Below are 18,061 nucleotides of genomic sequence, written 5' to 3' on the forward strand. Positions count from 1 at the left end.
GTAACATAATGATAATCATTCGCATTATTAATTATATTTGATGTTAGAGGTATTTCATGTCAACGTTGCGCTTACACCCTTGCGCCATTGCTGTGGCTGTTTCTGCTGCTGTATTTACTCAGTTGTCTTATGCGCAAGATGAGCAATCATCTGAATCAGTCGAACGTATTTCGGTATGGAGCACGGCCATTAAGGCGTCTTCCATGTATATGAGTGGCGAAGATTTAGCCAATAAGCAAGCCGATCATATCAGCGATCTTTTACGCTCTATTCCTGGTGTGGATGTGGGCGGTGCGCACTCACTCAACCAACGCATTACCATTCGGAGTATGGACGACAAAGATCTCGATATCTCGATTGATGGTGCCAAGCAAAATACTTACATGTACCACCATATGGGGAATCTGCAAATTCATGCTGACATTCTTAAATCGGTCGATATTGATGTGGGAACCAATTCAGTCATTAACGGTGGTTTAGGCGGCTCAGTAAAATTTGAGACTAAGCAAGCTCGTGAGCTTCTCAACGAAGGGCAGGATTTTGGTGGTCGGGTTCAGTTGTCCGCTGGTGATAACTCCGGTACGAACTATTCAGCATCGGGTTATGGTGTATTCAGTGAAAATTTCGACTTCTTAGCATATTACAACCACGTTGACCGTGATAACTACGATGTAGGCGGCGGTAAAATCAAAGGCGCTGATGGCCAAGTGATTGATGGCACTGACGGCAAGGTTCGTGGTTTGGAAGGCGAGTTGGATGATGCCTTAATCAAGTTTGGTTGGAACTTAGCGAGCAATCAACGTATTCAGCTCAGCTATGAAAAATACAAAGATGAAGGTGACTATAGTTATCGTCCCGACATGGGATTAGCAACCGATCAGGCAATTACTGATTCGTTGCAAATTCCTTTGTTGTGGCCGACTGAGTTGACCCGCGATACGATCACTCTAAATTACGAATTAACCACCGACGCCACATTGCTAAAAGCGGCCGTTTATTCGAATACTAGCGAGCTTTGGCGTGACGAAACCGGTTATGCCCAAAATCCTGACTATGCCGCTTGGGCTGGCATCATTACCGGTGAAGCTAAAAATACAGGTATCAATGCCATTGCTGAGACAGCATTTGACGGCAATATTGAACACGATGTGACATATGGTTTTGACTACGTGAAGCATGAAACTGACTATCGTGGAAAATACCCAGCATCCACTGACACATCGGATGAAGAAGCGACCAACTTGGCTTTCTTTGTTCAAGATCGAATCACCCTTAACCAATATTTTGCTGTGATCCCAGGGCTACGTTACGACCGCTACGATATTGATTCAGTGGTTGTTGACAATGACTTTAATGATACGTCTTTGGCGTTGGCTTTGGAGTATCAAGCCGCTGATAACTTACTGGTTAAATTAAGTGCAACGGAGCTGTTTAAAGGCCCGGAAATTGGTGAAGTGTTTGTTGGCGCGGGTCTATTTGACACAGCAAATCCAGGCATTGATGCAGAAACAGGTGTTAACTACGAATTTTCGTTTGCTTATCGCTCCGAAGCGTTGATCACCGGCACGCTGTCACTTGGCGCGACGGTCTTTAAAACCGACATTAATGATTACATTTATGATTATGCCACACCGCCTGAAGGCGTTGATGCGCGCTCGTGGAAAGACAACATTGGTGATATGGAGGTCGACGGTTTTGAAGCGTATGCAACCTATTCACTGGGTGGATTTGACGGGACTGTGACCTTCTCGCGCGCTGAAAGTGAATTAGATGCATTTGATGCCTATGCCGACTTGGATGGTGCGCGTTTAGATCGTCAACAAGGCGACACTGTCAGTGCCAATATCAACTATTCGTTTGATTCAATTGCTGCATCAGTGTTCTGGGAAGTGCTTTACGTTGATGATGTAGACCCAGAACTGGATCTCGATGGAGCAACATTAGACAACAGTAAAGATGGCTACACAGTCCATAACGTATCGGCTCGCTGGGAGCCAGAAACAGTGGAAGGACTGACCATCATTGCGGGTGTTGATAACGTCTTTGACGAGTTTTATGCATCGCAGTCATCACGAACCGGTGTGTCGTTCCATCCACGTTTTGGTGAGTTATACCTGCAAGACTTTGAACCAGGTAGAAACATCAAAGCAACGGTTTCTTATCAGTTCTAATGCGTAAGAGCATTGATAAGCAGAGGGTTGCCGGGCGTTCGGCAGCCTTAAATCGCCGCCGCAATAAGCGCTTTGCTTCACCGAAAGCAAAGCGCTTGTTCAGTATTTGCCGATGGCTACATGTGTATGTGTCGTGCTTGTTACTGGGCTTGTTGGTGTTTTTTTCGATCACTGGGCTCACGCTGAATCATGTCAGCTGGTTGCCTTCACCCAACGTGAACTTGAGCCAATTGCCTTGGCCTGACGCTCAAGTTGTGCCTGAGACAGACGATATTCCCGTCAAAAAATTTCAGTCGTACATTGAACAACGCACGGGCTTAGTTGCGCCGCGAAGTGTTGACGTGGATTTGGATTTCGGCGAACTCACTTATGATTACTCGCTGCCGTCTGGTTATGCGTTTGTGACCGTTCAATTGTCTGAACAAACCATTGAAATTGAACACCAAAGTGGTGGGTTCGTGTCACTGATGAACGATTTGCATAAAGGCCGACATAGCGGTGTTTTATGGGGGTGGTTGATTGACATATCCGCGGCGCTAATGGCTCTTTTTGGGCTTACCGGCATGGTGATTCTGTTTCAGAACTCAAAGTATCGACAGCAGGGTGTTTGGTTGCTTGTTTTGGGAGTTGCGACTCCGGTGATTTTATATTTATTGACAGTGCCGCGTTTATAGCGGTTAAGGACCTTGAGTGAAACAGTACATGTTACTTGTGATTGCCATGATGTTTTCGTTGGGCATTCAGGCACAAACAATCGAAGTTTCAGTAGAAATACCCAACATTGATGCATCGCCTTATCACCGACCCTATGTGGCTATATGGGTGGAAACTCCACAACGAAAAGGCGTGCATACATTGGCATTTTGGGCTGAACAAAAAGACTGGTTTAAAGATCTTCGTCAGTGGTGGCGCAAGATTGGGCGCAGTCAAACCCCTTCATACGATGCAGCAACTGGCGCTACACGCAAACCGGGCACCTATCAATTGAAGTGGGATGGCTTGCTGTCCAGTGGTCAATCGATCGAACCGGGCTCTTATGTCATGCATATAGAGTCTGTGCGAGAACAAGGAAGCCGAGAATACCTTCGTCAGTCGTTTGTCGTTGGTGAAACCCAACCTCAACATTACGAGTTGAACGGTCAGACTGAACTCGGAAACATTGTTATTTCAATTCATTAGGATTCATAAAATGCACTCTATTAAATACATGATGCGCGCAGCGGCAGGCTTACTTTGTTCTGCAGCCCTAGTTTCAACGGTAACGGCGCATGAGCGCTTTGTTGTGCCCACACATACATTGCTGTCAGGAGATGCTCCACAATCAGTCAATGTTGTTGGTAGTATCTCGAACGATATTTTTCACCCAGACAAACCTCTAGGTGATACCAGTAATGGCGACCATGTACCTCGGTTGAAAGCCTTGTTTGAGATGCTGGACTATTGGGTGGTTCAACCCGATGGTAGAGTAACAGACACTACCCGTTGGGAGGCCTTCTCTCGACTCTCGGTGGCCGATGTTGAACTGCTCAAATCGGGAACCCACAGGGTTAGTTTAAGCCAGCCGGAAACGCGTATGACGACGTTTGTGAAGGCCGATGGTACCCCTTCAAGAGTGTTTGGCGATAAACCAGAGATACCTGAAGGCGCAACCGACATCGTGCGTCGAGAATCTCAATCGAGAGTTGAAACTTTTGTGACTCTGAACGAGCCAACCACTGGCGCAGTTAAGCCTATGGGAATTGGTATTGAGATCGGTGGCGAACAACATCCAAATGATTTGTTTGTGGGGGAAACCGCGACGTTTCAATTGTTCTTTGAAGGGAAACCATTGGTTGGGGAGGCTAAAGCCACACTTATCAAAGGAGGCACTCGTCATCGTAATGACCGTAACGAACAAGTACTTGTGGTTGGTAAAGACGGCTCATTTAGCTTTACAGCGACGGAAGCGGGCTTCTATTTCTTGAATCTCACCACTCAAATCGATGTGACGCAGCCTGCAGATGTGGATGTGAAGCACGCAACGCTATATTTGACGTTGGAAGTCTTTCCTCAATAAATTTTTCGCTTCACGTGACTGACGTGTTACCCATCAAAAAGGCCGCTCTATAGAGCGGCCTTTTTGGTGTTTTGATCTGATGTGGAACTTAGTCGATGAGTTGATATTCATTGCGTAATACATCGATAATTTCAGCTTTTGGATTCTCAGAGATATCCAATGGCTGACCGATAATCTTTTCAGCGATGCCGACATAAGTTTGTGAAATACTCATGAGCACTTCGCTCGGAAGGGCGTTGTCTCGGGCCAACGCTTCTCGCTCATCCATCCGATCTTTGTTGAGCAGAATATCGGGGTCAGGGAAGTTATTGAGCAGCCACTGGCGGAAGCCTTCTTTTGATTTTTCAACAATATTACCTTGGCGATATTGTTCGCCATCCCAAATGCGGGAGGAATCTGGTGTACCTACTTCATCCATATAAATCAGCTTTTCTTGGCCACTCGCATCATGCACATAACCAAATTCAAATTTGGTATCTACAAACACCTGGTCGTTGGCTGCAAGTGCTTCACTAATCACACCAAAGCCTTCTTTTAACAGGCGTTCGTATTGTGCAATATCCGATGCCTGAGAGAAGTTAAAAGCGCTGAAATTGGTTTCAATATCTTGACGGCTGATGTTCACATCATCAACTTCTGCTACGTTGGGAATGCCCTTTAGAACGCCTTTGGTTGAAGGTGTGATCAGTACATCATCGAGTTTTTGATCTTTAGTTAATCCATCGGGCAATTGAATACCGCAAAAGCTGCGTTCCCCTTTGGAATAAGAGCGCCACATTGAACCGGTAATGTACTGACGGCAAATCGCCTCGATCATGACGGGTTTTGCTTTTTGCACAATCCAAACAAATGGATGAGGGATGTCCAAAATATGGCTGTCGGCAAGACCATTGTCTTTAAACAGCTGAAACCAATGATTTGAAATGGCATTGAGAGCAGCGCCTTTGCCGGGCACTCCTTTTAATCCGCCTTCGCCATGCCAGATGCAATCAAATGCTGAAATTCGATCACTAATAACCATGATGGCCAAGGGCGCATCGGGCGCTACGTCGTAGCCTTTTTGTTGTATTAAACGACGACTGTCGGCTTCGGTTAGCCAATACACCGAACGGACTTTGCCACTGTGAACAGGGCGTTCGGTACGAATTGGAAGGTCATTATTTACGGCTAGAACTTTGTCAGCGAGGCTCATCTCAAATGGTCCTTAAATCAAACTCAGGTAACAAACATTTTGATTCTTAGGTGTTGCTACCGTGCAAGTGATCTGATGGTGGTCGGTTCCATCAAATGAATGGCGCGAATGATACCAGAAATATAGCGCTGCGCCATGCTATACGCGCCTGTAGCGATGCTTTTATAAAAGCTGGTTGACAGGGTTTTGAGTGCCGCAGTGGTTCAAGCGCACAGCGTACTCTTCATTAATAACCAATGTATTATGGTTTTTTTGCGTTCTTTTAGTTGCCAACTAAGCTGATTTAAACACAAAGCTAGGATGGCAAACTATGTGCACAATGACTTGGAACATAGAGCAGGGAAGTTACCATGTTTTTTTCAATCGAGATGAATTTAAAACGCGAAGTAAAGCTATTCCCCCTAAGCAATACTCTGTAGATGGCATGCAGGTGATCATGCCTTTGGATCCGGACGGTGGGGGCACTTGGTTTGCGGTAAATCATTTTGGCTGTACGTTTGCTTTGTTGAATTATTATCAAGGAAACCTACCCAAAGGCGATTTGGTGAGTCGCGGAAGTATTGTTAAACATTGCGTGGGTTTTTCAGCGTTCTGCGAGGTATACCGTTACTTGCAGAGTGCCAACCTCCATCATTTTGCGCCTTTTTCTTTCGTATGTTTTATGCCCGAGGGACAAAAGGGGTGGAGTGTTCGGCTCTTTCAGTGGGATGGAGTGGCTCTATCAATATACACGCCTAGGCCACCGATATCGTCGTGTGCATTTGATATTGAACAGGTCATCGAGGCCAGAAAGCTCGCTTTTGAGCAGATGATTCGCGCTTTGCCGGAAGGGGTCAACACTTCGCTCGATTTTGCGCAGTTGCATCAAAGCCATCATGCTCACGCTCCTACCTTATCCTATTGCTTACATCGTCATGACTCCGAAACGGTAAGCTTCACGCAGCTGACCGTGGATCACCTTGCGATTCACCTGAGCTATTGCGATGGCCCACCGTGCCAAACCACTATGTCTGAACGAGTCTCGATGATGCGTTCAATGCCGCCAGAGCATCATTTAGATCGAGCGGTGTAATCCAATTTGTGTATGGTTTCGGCTACTTAATTTGTTGCATCTGTACGTGTCGCTTTTCGGGCAAGCTGTCTTCATACAACGTGTCGAATGTATTCGAGATGGAGGTCACCTTTCCGCGATAGGAGTTTCTTTCCTTAAATATTGAACGCTCGCCGCTAATAATATTGTATTGCCAGATAACATTCCTAATTCCGCGCTCTTGTATAAAGTAAAATATATGAGTTGCATTTGAGCCCAAGATCCGAAAGTTTTCAACTTCCTTGGAAATTTCTAGATCTGTGCCGTTTTCATGATAGAGGTTGAGCGTTCTGTGGTATTTATCGGTGTAATAGAGACGGCCATTCGATGCTGTAATGTCAGTAATGTTCTTGATATCAAGATTGGTCTTTGTGGAATCCTTGATATTAATTTTCCATACTTTGTGCTTGGGCTTGTTGTGGTTGATGTAAAAGAATTCTCGGTTGTCTTCAGAAAAGCCAATGGGTCGAACGTATAATTCATCAGTGACCAGCGATTTACTGTTTTTCATGATGACTGAGTAAGTGTAAATATCGTTATTTTTCTTATAGCTGATCCATTCATCATCATTGGACCAAACAATTTCTCCTAAATCATATTCAGTATTGTAGTGTGTGGCCTGCCGGCTTTGGCCATGTTGATGAATCCAAAGTTGCGGGATACCTGAACGATCTGATATGAAGGCGATTGCTTGTCCGTCATGACTGTATTGAGCCGATGTGTTCCGGCCAGCACCTCCGATGATTTTTTCTGAGCAACATGATGAATGCTTCTGCTCCCAAACCTCGGGTAGCTCTTGGTAGTTGACTGCGTATAGCGTTTGGTCATCAAAAGATGAACTGAGTGAGTCTATTTGGCCTTGATAAGGGTAAAAAATAGCGGTGACGTTGCCATCAAGAGAAAGTTTTTTAGCACCGTGGTTAGTCATATATATCACACTGTTTTGGTGACGCATCCATGTAATGTTGTTCACCAAATCTGCGGTCGTGATGGTGTGTATGTTTTGTTTTTTTCGAGTGTCATACAGTCGAACATGACTTTGACCCATATCTCTTTGAGTAAGGGCTAGAATGCCATTCTTTATCTTTGCTGATTTTACATATTCATGTGGTGAAAGAGAAGAGATGATGCCATCATCAATACTGATGTTAATGACTTTGTGGTTGTAGTCATCTCGGGGCGTACGAATGCCTATTACATTGCTTTCGTCTGCAAATGAAGCATCAACGTAACGGTGGTCTGCGTCGACTAGCACCTCATTCACGTGGCTGACCGTTTTATCATCTAAATTAATATCAAAGACATTGATATAAGTTTCAGGGTAATACCACATGACCAACAATTGATCACCGCTTGGTGACCAGTCAACGGCCATAGCACCATAGGATTTGGGGATGTTAAAAATAACCCACCGCTCAGATTCTCTGTCTCCTATCGATAACTCATAGCCAATCTCTTTCTTTTCAATGTATGCATTAATGTCACGTTTAGGATGAGCCGATACATAATAATCAGATTGATCCGCTGGAGTGATGATCTCAGGCACAGGTTGACTGAGTGATTGTGAAGACAACAGATAGAAAAGGGCGCACAACACTAATCCAATAGTAACGATGCATGATATTTGTATAATTCTCTTTTTCTTTTCTTCTTTTGCAAGGTATACAGGCTTAACTCGAAGTTGGTACCCTTTTTTGGAAAAGGTAGATATGTAATTCTTATCTTCAGTACACTTTTTAAATACGCTTCTTAATATAGATATGCACCGTTGTGCAGAAATAGGAGTAACAACCGTATTTGCCCATAGCTTTTCTAACAATTCCTCTGTTGCAATAATTCTATCGCTATTTTCAGCCAAATAAACCAGGACCTGCATTACTTTAGGTTCAATTTTCTCAACCGTATTGTTGTATATTACTTCATCATTACTTGGAATAATTAAGAAGCCGTTCAATTTAAATGCTTGTTCTTCTGAGGATGAGGTCATTCTTTCGATCCCGTCGGTACTTTCCCTACCTAAAATTAGAGCTGACATTTTTCATATGTCAGCTCTTAGGAAGGTTTTAAGCGTTTTCAGCAGGCTTTCAGTTCAAATAAATTTTATTTTCTAGATTGACTAATTTTTGATGTTCAATTTTTAGCATCTTTTCTTGAACTTCTTATATTGGTTTTTCGCTCATTTTTCTGATGCTCTGCTCCATATTAACCCCCTAATGCTATCTTGGGTTGGGTAGGAATATCTTTCATTTCTCATGGATTAATGAGCTTTTTTGGGGGCTTTAAAGGGTTTGGTTTTTCTGATGGTTGGCTTTTTTAACACTATTCCAAACTTCTCGTAATAACTGGTTTTGTGCATTAAACTCTATTTAATCAATAGGTTAAAAAAGTCATAAAATAAAATGGGAGCCTTAAGTTTTTTTACTTTTTTTACAAATCGAACAGCTTCACATTGGAAGGATCCCCTAGTGTGTGTAATGGCGCCAATATTTGCACTAACTAGACACACAAAGGAAGCATATGTTCCAGAAGCACATACTGGCCAATTCGATACAAAAATGTCTTTGGTCATCGCTTGCGCTGAGTTTAATGACCAGTGCGGTTGCGGCAGAGCAGACTGATAATAGCAAGGAAACTTCATCAGAACCGGTAGAAGTAATTAGCGTAAAGGGCGTTCGAAGCTCGCTAAAAGAGGCTGCATACTTAAAGAAAAGCGCTGATCAAATAATGGATGCCATATCCGCAGAAGATATTGGCCAACTTCCCGATAATAATATTGCCGAAGCGCTTCAGCGTGTGACCGGTGTTCAAATTGGACGAGATGACACTGGCGCAGGTTCTGGCTTTCAAGTTCGTGGCTTGAGCCAAAACCGAGTAGAAGTTAATGGTCAAAGTATGGCCGGATCTGGCGGTTCTCGTTCAAATGACTTTGGTAATATTGATACCGCACTGTTTAAGGCGATTGAGGTTTATAAATCTCCAACTGCAGACATGGTTGAAGGTGCCATTGGTGCAACTATTCGCTTAAAGACTTTTACTCCACTGGAACGAAACGGAGGTTTCGTGAATGTTAGTGGACAAGGCTCCAAAGATGAATTGGCTGACGATACCGGCAATAAATTCTCGTTGGCAATGTCTGATCGATGGGATTGGGGGAAGGCAGGAGAATTTGGTGCCTTGGTGAACGTTTCTACAGAAAAGCGGTTTGCCGAAACCCATGAAATGAAAACGGCTTGGTCACCTGCAATTGAAAATCAGCTGAAGAACAACAAGTATCTAAATGGCAGTTTACGTGAAACGTCTGTGGGTACAGACGGGAACTTTGTCCCTCGTTCACCGGGCGATGTTAATGTGCCGTATGCTGTGTTTCGACCGGAAGACATCGAGTTTAAACGCAGTATGGTTGAGCAAAGCAACTTATCGCTCGATAGCACATTGCAGTGGCGGCCGACTGATAATTTAGAATTTTCTCTATTTGGTCAAAAATCCGATTTCGAACGCATTGCTATCGATCAAGTGATGAAATACGGCACGCGGCACGAAAGCAATCAAATTATGGATTACGATTTGATTGGCACTGAACGTGATGATTCGCCAATTATTTTGGGCGAATGGAATCGGTCACCTAACGCAGATGAATACTTCTTAACACAAGACTTCAGAAATCGTCGCGCGAGCGATAGTTTACTCCAGCCTACAGATGCAGATTTTGTGCAATCTAACGGTATGTTAGAGCGCTACATCGTGCAGTCTGCGACCGTGACACCGACCGGCAGTGCTTACCATGCTCCGGTTGCTAGTCAGTACGGTTCCGGTGTGAGTACAACAGACAGCAGCACTTGGAGTTTCACCACTAAATACGATATTAACGACGCTTGGAGAGTTGAGGCGAAGTACGCCTATGCGCGTTCCAAAAACGAAAACGACAGTATCGCACAGCGCTTTAGCCCCGGTACAAATGCCGCTGACGCAGAGTCAAATGCGCTAACTAACGCCTATGTGTACTACGACTTTGATCCGAGTAAAGACATTCCAAACGTTGGCGTGCTGAATGTTTCGTCTGACGGCTTATCGTCCACTCCTTTATCGGAAGAATTGCAAGACCCAAACCTGTATGCACTTCACAACGGGTGGGGCTTTTTAACCACTGATGAAAATGAAAAAGATGAATTTTCATTAGATTTCGATTGGGCTGTGGATGGCGATGTGATTACGTCCATCGAGTTTGGTGGGCGCTATGCAAATAACGACATGAAACGCCACAAGCAAAAGATGGAATTCAGTAATGCCGGTGAGAATTCGCGTTTTTCCACCAACTGGCTGGCTTATGATCGAGACTTGAGCACTCGCCCAGAAGGCGAAAAAGTGACTGGTAACGATAAAGTGTCCATCGGATTTGCTGACCAAGTGATGTTCGAACAAACGGGCATTGAGGATTACTACTCGCGTCATATGGTGTCTAGCCCAAGCATGTTTCCGAATGCGAGCGGTGTGAATGTCGATCCGTGGTTAACGCTCGATATGAGTCACGATAGTTTCAAAGAGTTAATACTCGGAGCATTCCCAGGACGCGAAGGTGACTGCCTGATTTATGACAAATCAGAGGGGCTGTGTAGCGACAAGCTTTGGGAAAACCCTGAAGCCATTGAAAACAATGATAAAGGCTACCAAGAATGGGATCATGTGTTGACCATCCCCAAAGCCCAATACGTTGTTGATGGTACCTATCCGTACTTGATTACAGAAAAAACAAAAGCGGTTTATCTGAAATTTAATTTCAATACCGAAGTGATGAATTACATTGTGACGGGTAACCTAGGTGCGCGCTACGTCGAAACAGAAACAACTTCTTTGGGGGTGAAAACCACGCGCTTCCGCAATGATGAAGGCCAAGAGCTTAAAGATCTGAACGGGCTTAAGGTTGAGCAATATGATCCTGTTTCAGAAAGCAGTGATTACAGTAACTTCCTACCGTCATTGAACGTGAATGTATTGTTGACCGACGACATGTTCGTACGTTTAGCTGCGGCAAAAACCATGGCTCGAGCGAACCCGAAAGACTTATCACCGTCGCTGGATTTACCAAATTATTCTTGGACGGCAAACCTAGGTAATCCGAATCTCCGCCCTGAAGAAGCCATTAACTACGATGTGTCTTGGGAATGGTATATCAATGAAATTAATAGCCTGAGTGCGGCTGTATTTTTCAAAGATCTATCAAATTTCCATACCAACCGTTTCTACACCATTGCGTCTCCAGCAGACCGAAACGGTGATGGAGACTATACCAATGACCCGGTGACCGTGAAGCAGCCGATTAATGGCGGCGATGGCACCATTAAAGGTATTGAACTGGCAGCGCTTCATACCTTTGATTATTTGCCTGGTTTCTTAAGCGGTTTTGGTGTGCAAGCGAATTATACCTACACCGATAGCTCGCAAGATTCAGGTACCAGTGAGCTCGATGGATCTGAACTTCCGGTCTACAACCTTTCAGAAGAAAGCTACAACTTTATTCTTTTTTACGACAAAGCAGGCTTTAACTTCAGGGCTGCATATAACTACCGCACGGAGAACCTGCAAGGTACTTCTACGGCAGGCACAGACCCATATATCTATACACGCTACGACGATTACCAAGGTGTAGAGGGTGACACTCAGTATTCACCGACTGGTATTCAATTGCCTGAGTGGAACGATGACTTTGCCACTTTGGATCTATCCGCCAGTTATCGCTACAAGCAAGCCACTGTGTTCGTTCAAGCACGCAATGTGTTGGGTGAATCGGGGCGTCGCTACGTGGGTGACGAAACCTCTACAAAACACTTACTCACTCGCTATCAAGACACCGGAACAGACTATGTTGCGGGCGTTCGCGTGAGCTTTTAAGTCGGATTGAAGAATAAAGAATTTAGGAAATTTTATGAACACAACGCTATTTAAATTAACTGCATTAGCAGTTGCTATCGGGTTATCCGGCTGTAAAGCGGACTTAGAATCAACCGATATTCAAGAGGGTGAAAAGCTCACTCCCAATGAAATCTTGCACAAAAGCTCGGGCTCTTTGTTCTCTCGTTCTCAGCGCGTGATTGAGAAAGGCGGTAATGATGAAGGTAGTGACAATAACGTCAGCGAAGTGACCTATTACTATGTGATCGACAAGGCCACAGCCGATTCAGAACACGCCGCTCTAACCTATCCAGTCACGGGGTTGTCACTCGGTGGACAAGCGCCGATATCGGTAACGTTTGTACAAGAGGTGACGAACACGTGTTATGACGATACTGTCATTGAATACTTTGATTCTTATAACGAATGTGTGGCGGCAGGTGAATACATCAATGACGTTGGTGAAGTGATCACCATCAGCGCTGAACCGACCGATGTAACGGGGCAAGGTAAATTTCAATATCAATTGTTTGAAACCTTTTCTGAAGACAGCAACAGCAATATTGGAATGAATGCGCCGTTGTCAGAACAGCCGGGCATTTTCATTAATGGTACTGAGATCCGCCCAACATTCACCTTAAGTGACCAAGATTGGGTGAAAAAATTCAGAGCAGTACTCAATGTTGGTGGTCTTGAATATGAATATGTGGCCAGCACCGTTGCTAGAAACCCTGTGATTGAGAACGTACCAGATTTTCTCGGGCGTGATGTATTGAATCGTCGTCCTGGTCGGACAGTTCAAAAAATCATGACATTCTCTGGATTTAACACGCAGGCTCCGGTTCAAATTATCAAGAGCACCGGTGATGAGTATCGCGTTGACTACCAAATTGGGCGAGACGGGGAGCTGATTGAGTACACCGGGCAGCCGGTTTCCATTCGACAAGGGGTGGAGTTTTCATTGTTCTTCACTACGCCAGAAGATGCCTACGATGTGACCTATGAAACGCAAGTCATCGTAGGGGAAATTACGCCGGCGTTGGATGAACACGGTAACCCCATCAAAGACGACGATACAACCACAGACAACACGCAACAAGATACTTTGGTGCTTCACAACTACGCATCCGATTATGTACCAGGCGCAACAGATCAAGCTCTGTTTCCACCGGTTAAGTCAGTGACATCTGCAGACTCAATCACGGTGCGCGGCATGAGCTACATCAATATGGACCAAGCTGAGTTCAGTACTCAAGAGGAAATTAACCTGACCGAAGTCGTGTTGGAGCTGGTTGATTCCGATGGTGAACCGATTAGCGGTATTGATGCCATTGTGTTGAGTGGTGACGACTTGGTGGAATCACCTGATGACTTCCGAACGGTTGAGATTGAGGGCCAAGAAATGGTGTTAAAAGCCTATCGCTGGCAAACACCTGTGCCGCTTATTCAAGCTCGAAATGACTACTCAATCCGGTCTAAAACTGACTTACAAGGCCCGAAAGAGAGTATTTCAGAACCCAGTTACCTTACCGTGGATAAATTAGCGGATATTCCGTTCTACCCTGCAACATCGGCAGTGTCGTACTTTAAAAATCTGAACGACATTACGGTGGATAATCGCACACCCGAAAACCCAATTCTGTTGATGTCAGATGTGTCTGACCTATCGGGCAAGGGCCAAGGAATTGTATGGAAATTTCCATTGACTGCATCTGGCCGATTGAGTTGCGCTGCGAATGTTGCAAGCGACATTCATGGCATTCAGTTTAACCATCAATTGCCGCAAATCGGTGGCGTGTTTGTCGCAGGACGGACGTGGAAGTTAGGCCATTTTGATGACTCGGAATTGAATGGCAACTTAACGGCTATTGAACCTAAGATATCGAACTCCCATGTTGCGTCTCGATACCCAAGTCATATGGCGTTCGATGCGACAGGACAACTGTTGTATATATCCAACCAGTCGAAGTGGGATTTCTCTCTAAAAGACCAGAAATTTGTAGGTTCTCAACTCTTTAAATTTCCTTCTGATGGCGCCTATTCTCGTAGCAATGGTGGGCACCATGTGAACAACTCCTCGCGTGGTTCATGGAATGGAGGGGTCGCAAAAGAAACCAACAGTACGGGTGATGCCAATAAAGAGCTCAACAATGGTTTTTCTTTAGATGTATATACCATTGGTCGTGTTGACGAAGAAGGCAATGATCAGGTTGAAGAGTTTATTTTATCGCTTGACGGTAAGGAAAACGGCTTCCAAGGTGGCGACCAAAATCGAGGGAACACCGGTGAAGTGTTATTGAGAAGTATTCAGTTGCCCGAAGGCATTGAAAACCCAGACAACGTGGTCATGAGCTCACTTGATCCTGAAAAAACGCATATTCAAATCACGTTGGTTGATGCTGACAACGGCAATGCTCCGATTGCTTTGCACCGAGCGAACTCAATTGCTGTGGATGATGCCCGAGGTTACGCCTACATCGGCGTGCCGGAATCTTCTGACGACAACAAGGCCGATGTGATTTGGAAGATCGACCTTGCACACATCCAAGATCGCAGTGTACGCGAATGGCCTGCAACTCAACTGGCCTCGAACGAGGGCCTAGACGCAGAGTCGCCCATGTTGATGGGACGAATTTCATCCTTTGCGATGGAAGGTGGGTTGGATTACATCCTCGCGACAGATAAAGAACAAGGTGGCGTATTTGCAATTGATCCCATCTCAGGTGACCGAGTGTGGGTATTCAAAACACCACGGGTAGAACCTGCAAGCGTTTGCCAATAGAAACAACTAAAACGTCAAGCGCTACACAGGATGTGGCGCTTGGTGAACCATTTGAAATTTAGTGAAAAGAATTCTGGAGTAATGAATGAATACTCAAATCACCAAGCTGAAGCCATTATCAGCGATGATTGCGACCATCATGCTGAGCGCATGTGGTTCTGATAGCCCACAACGTCCTGAGCATATGGACGATACTATCCCTGATGCTTTACTCGCATCTAACTTTGTTGCGCAAGAAAATATTGATGTTCCAAATTGGTCTGAAGAGGGTGCGCAAGTACCAAGCGGCCAAGCGTATATTTGGAGTGTACTTGATTCTGACGGGAACCCCTTGCCGGTCACAGGTCTTTCTAAATTTGCTAATCACAAATTTACGGTGACCTCGACAACGGGCGAAAACGGTGCAGCAGACGCTGGCGATGGCACCGTATTAGTTCCGAATGAGCTGCGCTGTCCGGGCGATGAAGATTTCATGATTCCTGAGACCGTACCTTATAACATCGCTCAACTTCGAGTGGATGGTTTTAAAACCCGTCAGTCAGTCAACAACACTGACACCCTCGATTTTGCATTTGAGATTCCAGAAAACCGATATGGCGTGGAGTACCAAGCTCAGCTTGAATATGCTGGCGATACGTTTGATTTTGCAATTAAAACGCAGGATTTGGAAAATATCGTACCCGACTATTTGCTGTTTAATCGCTTTGTTGCGGAATACTACCCAGAAAAATCACTGGATGACACTGTTCCCACCGACATTAAGTTGTCGAATGTGGCTCAAGGTCAGCTGGTGAAAATTCGTTTGAATTCACAGTATGACAATGACAATCCGGACTTTCCTATTGGTGTTGACGGACTTGATCCATTTTATAAAGTGAACTTTCAGTTCAACAGTATCACTGAGCAAACCTTTGTTTATGATGAACAAGAAGAATTAGCGAACGATTTCCCAGGCCCAGACATGGAGTTTGAAGTTGGCCAAGAATATCCTTCAATTTGGTATGTAAATCGCCAAACATCATCAGCAACCTCTGCATTAAATCCTTATGGCGCCTGCGCCAAATTGGGGGATTTCATCGAGGTCTTGGTCATGATTCCTGAGCAAGCCTTTGCAGAAACATACCAAGCCAAACTGCAGTGGCCTAATGCCGCAGGTGACATGGACCAATACAGCTTTACCATCTCAACTGCAGCAGAAGACGCTTTGGTCGATGAGTCTAAGCTGGATATTGGCAAAGTCTACGATTTGCCGCTTGGCGAAGACCACTTGGTACCTGTTACAGTTGAAGGGTTCAATACTAGCCTTCCAATTTCGATTGCAGGTACAGGGGTTAGCTATTCAATTGACGGGGGCGAGTTTACAACAGAGCCTGGTGTGATTGTACCGGGGCAAACCTTAGAGCTGAAATACGATATCTCTAACCTTTCAGCTGAAAACCAATATTACGCGGTATTTGAACCTGTTCTAACGTTGGGTGAATTGAGTTTCACGGGATACGCTCGCACTATTCCTGATCCAGCATGGCCTGTGTTGAAAAATACGCTTGAGTTTCCGATGAGTGGAGTTGCAACTGACGGCGCAACAGCAACCTTACGCGGCATTGCTAGTGTTGCTGTGAGTGAAGCGGCAACAGCAAGTACACCGACGCTAGATACATCAAACATTCAAGTTTCGGTGAATGGCGGCGAGTTCGAGAACGTTGAATCGATAGATGCCAATGGCGCTTGGCAAATTTCTATCACGCTTGCTGAGGGTGAAAATAGCGTGGTGTATAAAGATGAGCCGCCTAAGGGACTTGCCGGTGGCATTAGTCATGAGCTTAAGATCACTAAACTTGCTTCTGCTGATGCAACATTCCCTGCGGATTTTACTCTGCCCGACGGTGTTGATGCCTTAGGGCTGTTACAAGACATGACGGTTGATACGAAAGCAGCGAATCCGGTTTTCTATATTGTTGATCAGAATGAAACTCTCCGAGATGATTTGTTTAACAATGACAATAAAAGAGACGACCAAGTGCTCATCTTCACGCCGAGTAAATCTGGTGAACTCACAAACCTTTACAGCTCGCTGATTACAACGGCTGAATATGTATTTGATATCAGCCTGAGCAATAACAGAGCCGTGGGCTCAACACCGTTTTTGTTCCATTCTGAGCATTGGGCATCGGCACGCACATACGACTTGTCGTCGGAAACGCCGTTGGATGTGACCTTGCCAGCTTCTGAAGTGAAAGGTGGCACAACTACGGGTAAAAGTACTGTAAAATCAACATTTTCATTCGATGATGATAAGGTTTATGTAGCAGGGAATAGTGGATTAGGTGTGCATACTTTCGACCCCGTTACAGGTGCATTAGGGGATATTGAGTATCTCAACAGCATTGGTTCAGTCCGTACTATTGCGATCTATCAAGATGCTTCCGGCACTGAGTTCGTGTTTGTATCATCGCGTAACAATGCGAATACTTGGGTTGTTGAAGTGGATGCCAATGATTTGTCGAACTCAGTGACCACACCGCTTACATTAGAGGTGCCTGATGGGTTTGCATTTGACGGCGGCAAAATGGAAGACATGGCAATCAATCCAGTCACGGGTCAAGGCTTTGTTGCCGACGGCACCAGTTTATTGACGTTTGATGCGACTAATATAGCGGCGAATAAAACCATCACACTCACTCATACGCCATCCAGTGGCGAGTATGGAGAGCTCATGACGGTGCTAAGTGAACCGGGGCTTTCACCATTGCTTCTGCTCGATAACAGCGACAAAGCTATTTATGTGGTGGATCAAATGACCGGAGAGCGTATGACGGTATTGAAGTTCGTCGAATAACAATGTGAGATGACTTCACGCAAAAGGCCGAACTTTTTGGAGTTCGGC

General features: G+C 45.0%; 10 protein-coding genes. 8 read left to right on the top strand and 2 right to left on the bottom strand.

Annotation, left to right across the window (positions count from 1 at the left end; all coding sequences use genetic code 11):
- Window positions 1–56: 56 nt before the first annotated feature.
- The 4 genes from NAF29_RS06950 to NAF29_RS06965 are packed head-to-tail and all read left to right on the top strand — an operon-like array spanning window position 57 to window position 4,227.
- Complete coding sequence (locus NAF29_RS06950) at window positions 57–2,171, top strand: TonB-dependent receptor domain-containing protein (RefSeq protein WP_251260757.1); 2,115 nt, start codon at window positions 57–59, stop codon at window positions 2,169–2,171.
- A complete protein-coding gene (locus tag NAF29_RS06955) occupies window positions 2,171–2,845 on the top strand; it encodes a PepSY-associated TM helix domain-containing protein (protein ID WP_251260758.1) in 675 nt (224 codons plus the stop codon). The genes NAF29_RS06950 and NAF29_RS06955 overlap by 1 nt, the downstream gene beginning before the upstream one ends.
- Window positions 2,846–2,861: 16 nt before the next feature.
- Window positions 2,862–3,350, top strand: a complete 489-nt coding sequence (locus tag NAF29_RS06960; RefSeq protein WP_251260759.1) for a DUF2271 domain-containing protein — start codon at window positions 2,862–2,864, stop codon at window positions 3,348–3,350.
- 10 nt (window positions 3,351–3,360) lie between these two features.
- The gene (locus NAF29_RS06965; RefSeq protein WP_251260760.1) at window positions 3,361–4,227 is read left to right on the top strand and encodes a DUF4198 domain-containing protein; all 867 of its coding nucleotides are present in this window, start codon (window positions 3,361–3,363) and stop codon (window positions 4,225–4,227) included.
- Between the two features lie 88 nt (window positions 4,228–4,315).
- Here NAF29_RS06965 and NAF29_RS06970 read toward each other — a convergent pair whose 3' ends face one another.
- Entirely contained in the window at window positions 4,316–5,419 is a 1,104-nt protein-coding gene (locus tag NAF29_RS06970; RefSeq protein WP_251260762.1) for a phosphoribosylaminoimidazolesuccinocarboxamide synthase, read from the bottom strand.
- 310 nt (window positions 5,420–5,729) lie between these two features.
- Between NAF29_RS06970 and NAF29_RS06975 the strand changes: the two genes are divergently transcribed.
- Window positions 5,730–6,491, top strand: coding sequence for an NRDE family protein (locus tag NAF29_RS06975; protein ID WP_251260764.1), 762 nt, complete (start codon window positions 5,730–5,732; stop codon window positions 6,489–6,491).
- Window positions 6,492–6,513: 22 nt separating this feature from the next.
- Here the strand turns inward: NAF29_RS06975 and NAF29_RS06980 are convergent, their stop codons facing one another.
- Window positions 6,514–8,544: a winged helix-turn-helix domain-containing protein gene (locus NAF29_RS06980; RefSeq protein ID WP_251260765.1), complete on the bottom strand. Its 2,031-nt coding sequence runs from the start codon at window positions 8,542–8,544 to the stop codon at window positions 6,514–6,516.
- Window positions 8,545–9,026: 482 nt separating this feature from the next.
- Here NAF29_RS06980 and NAF29_RS06985 point away from each other — a divergent pair, with 482 nt between their 5' ends.
- The 3 genes from NAF29_RS06985 (at window position 9,027) to NAF29_RS06995 (ending at window position 18,013) form a co-directional block, all read left to right on the top strand.
- Window positions 9,027–12,395 carry a TonB-dependent receptor domain-containing protein gene (locus NAF29_RS06985; protein WP_251260766.1) on the top strand — a complete coding sequence of 1,123 codons (3,369 nt, stop codon included), beginning with the start codon at window positions 9,027–9,029 and terminating at the stop codon, window positions 12,393–12,395.
- 34 nt (window positions 12,396–12,429) lie between these two features.
- Complete coding sequence (locus tag NAF29_RS06990; protein WP_251260768.1) at window positions 12,430–15,177, top strand: hypothetical protein; 2,748 nt, start codon at window positions 12,430–12,432, stop codon at window positions 15,175–15,177.
- A gap of 85 nt (window positions 15,178–15,262) precedes the next feature.
- Complete coding sequence (locus NAF29_RS06995) at window positions 15,263–18,013, top strand: hypothetical protein (RefSeq protein ID WP_251260770.1); 2,751 nt, start codon at window positions 15,263–15,265, stop codon at window positions 18,011–18,013.
- Window positions 18,014–18,061 lie beyond the last annotated feature (48 nt).

This window comes from Echinimonas agarilytica (assembly GCF_023703465.1).
GTDB classification, from domain to species: Bacteria; Pseudomonadota; Gammaproteobacteria; order Enterobacterales; family Neiellaceae; genus Echinimonas; species Echinimonas agarilytica.

Bases quoted from the DNA above. Each gene is read 5' to 3' on its own strand.
- NAF29_RS06955 (WP_251260758.1), top strand. From the start codon at position 2,171: ATGCGTAAGAGCATTGATAAGCAGAGGGTTGCCGGGCGTTCGGCAGCC.
- NAF29_RS06970 (WP_251260762.1), bottom strand. From the start codon at position 5,419: ATGAGCCTCGCTGACAAAGTTCTAGCCGTAAATAATGACCTTCCAATT.
- NAF29_RS06975 (WP_251260764.1), top strand. From the start codon at position 5,730: ATGTGCACAATGACTTGGAACATAGAGCAGGGAAGTTACCATGTTTTT.
- NAF29_RS06995 (WP_251260770.1), top strand. From the start codon at position 15,263: ATGAATACTCAAATCACCAAGCTGAAGCCATTATCAGCGATGATTGCG.
- NAF29_RS06985 (WP_251260766.1), top strand. From the start codon at position 9,027: ATGTTCCAGAAGCACATACTGGCCAATTCGATACAAAAATGTCTTTGG.
- NAF29_RS06950 (WP_251260757.1), top strand. From the start codon at position 57: ATGTCAACGTTGCGCTTACACCCTTGCGCCATTGCTGTGGCTGTTTCT.
- NAF29_RS06980 (WP_251260765.1), bottom strand. From the start codon at position 8,544: ATGTCAGCTCTAATTTTAGGTAGGGAAAGTACCGACGGGATCGAAAGA.
- NAF29_RS06990 (WP_251260768.1), top strand. From the start codon at position 12,430: ATGAACACAACGCTATTTAAATTAACTGCATTAGCAGTTGCTATCGGG.
- NAF29_RS06965 (WP_251260760.1), top strand. From the start codon at position 3,361: ATGCACTCTATTAAATACATGATGCGCGCAGCGGCAGGCTTACTTTGT.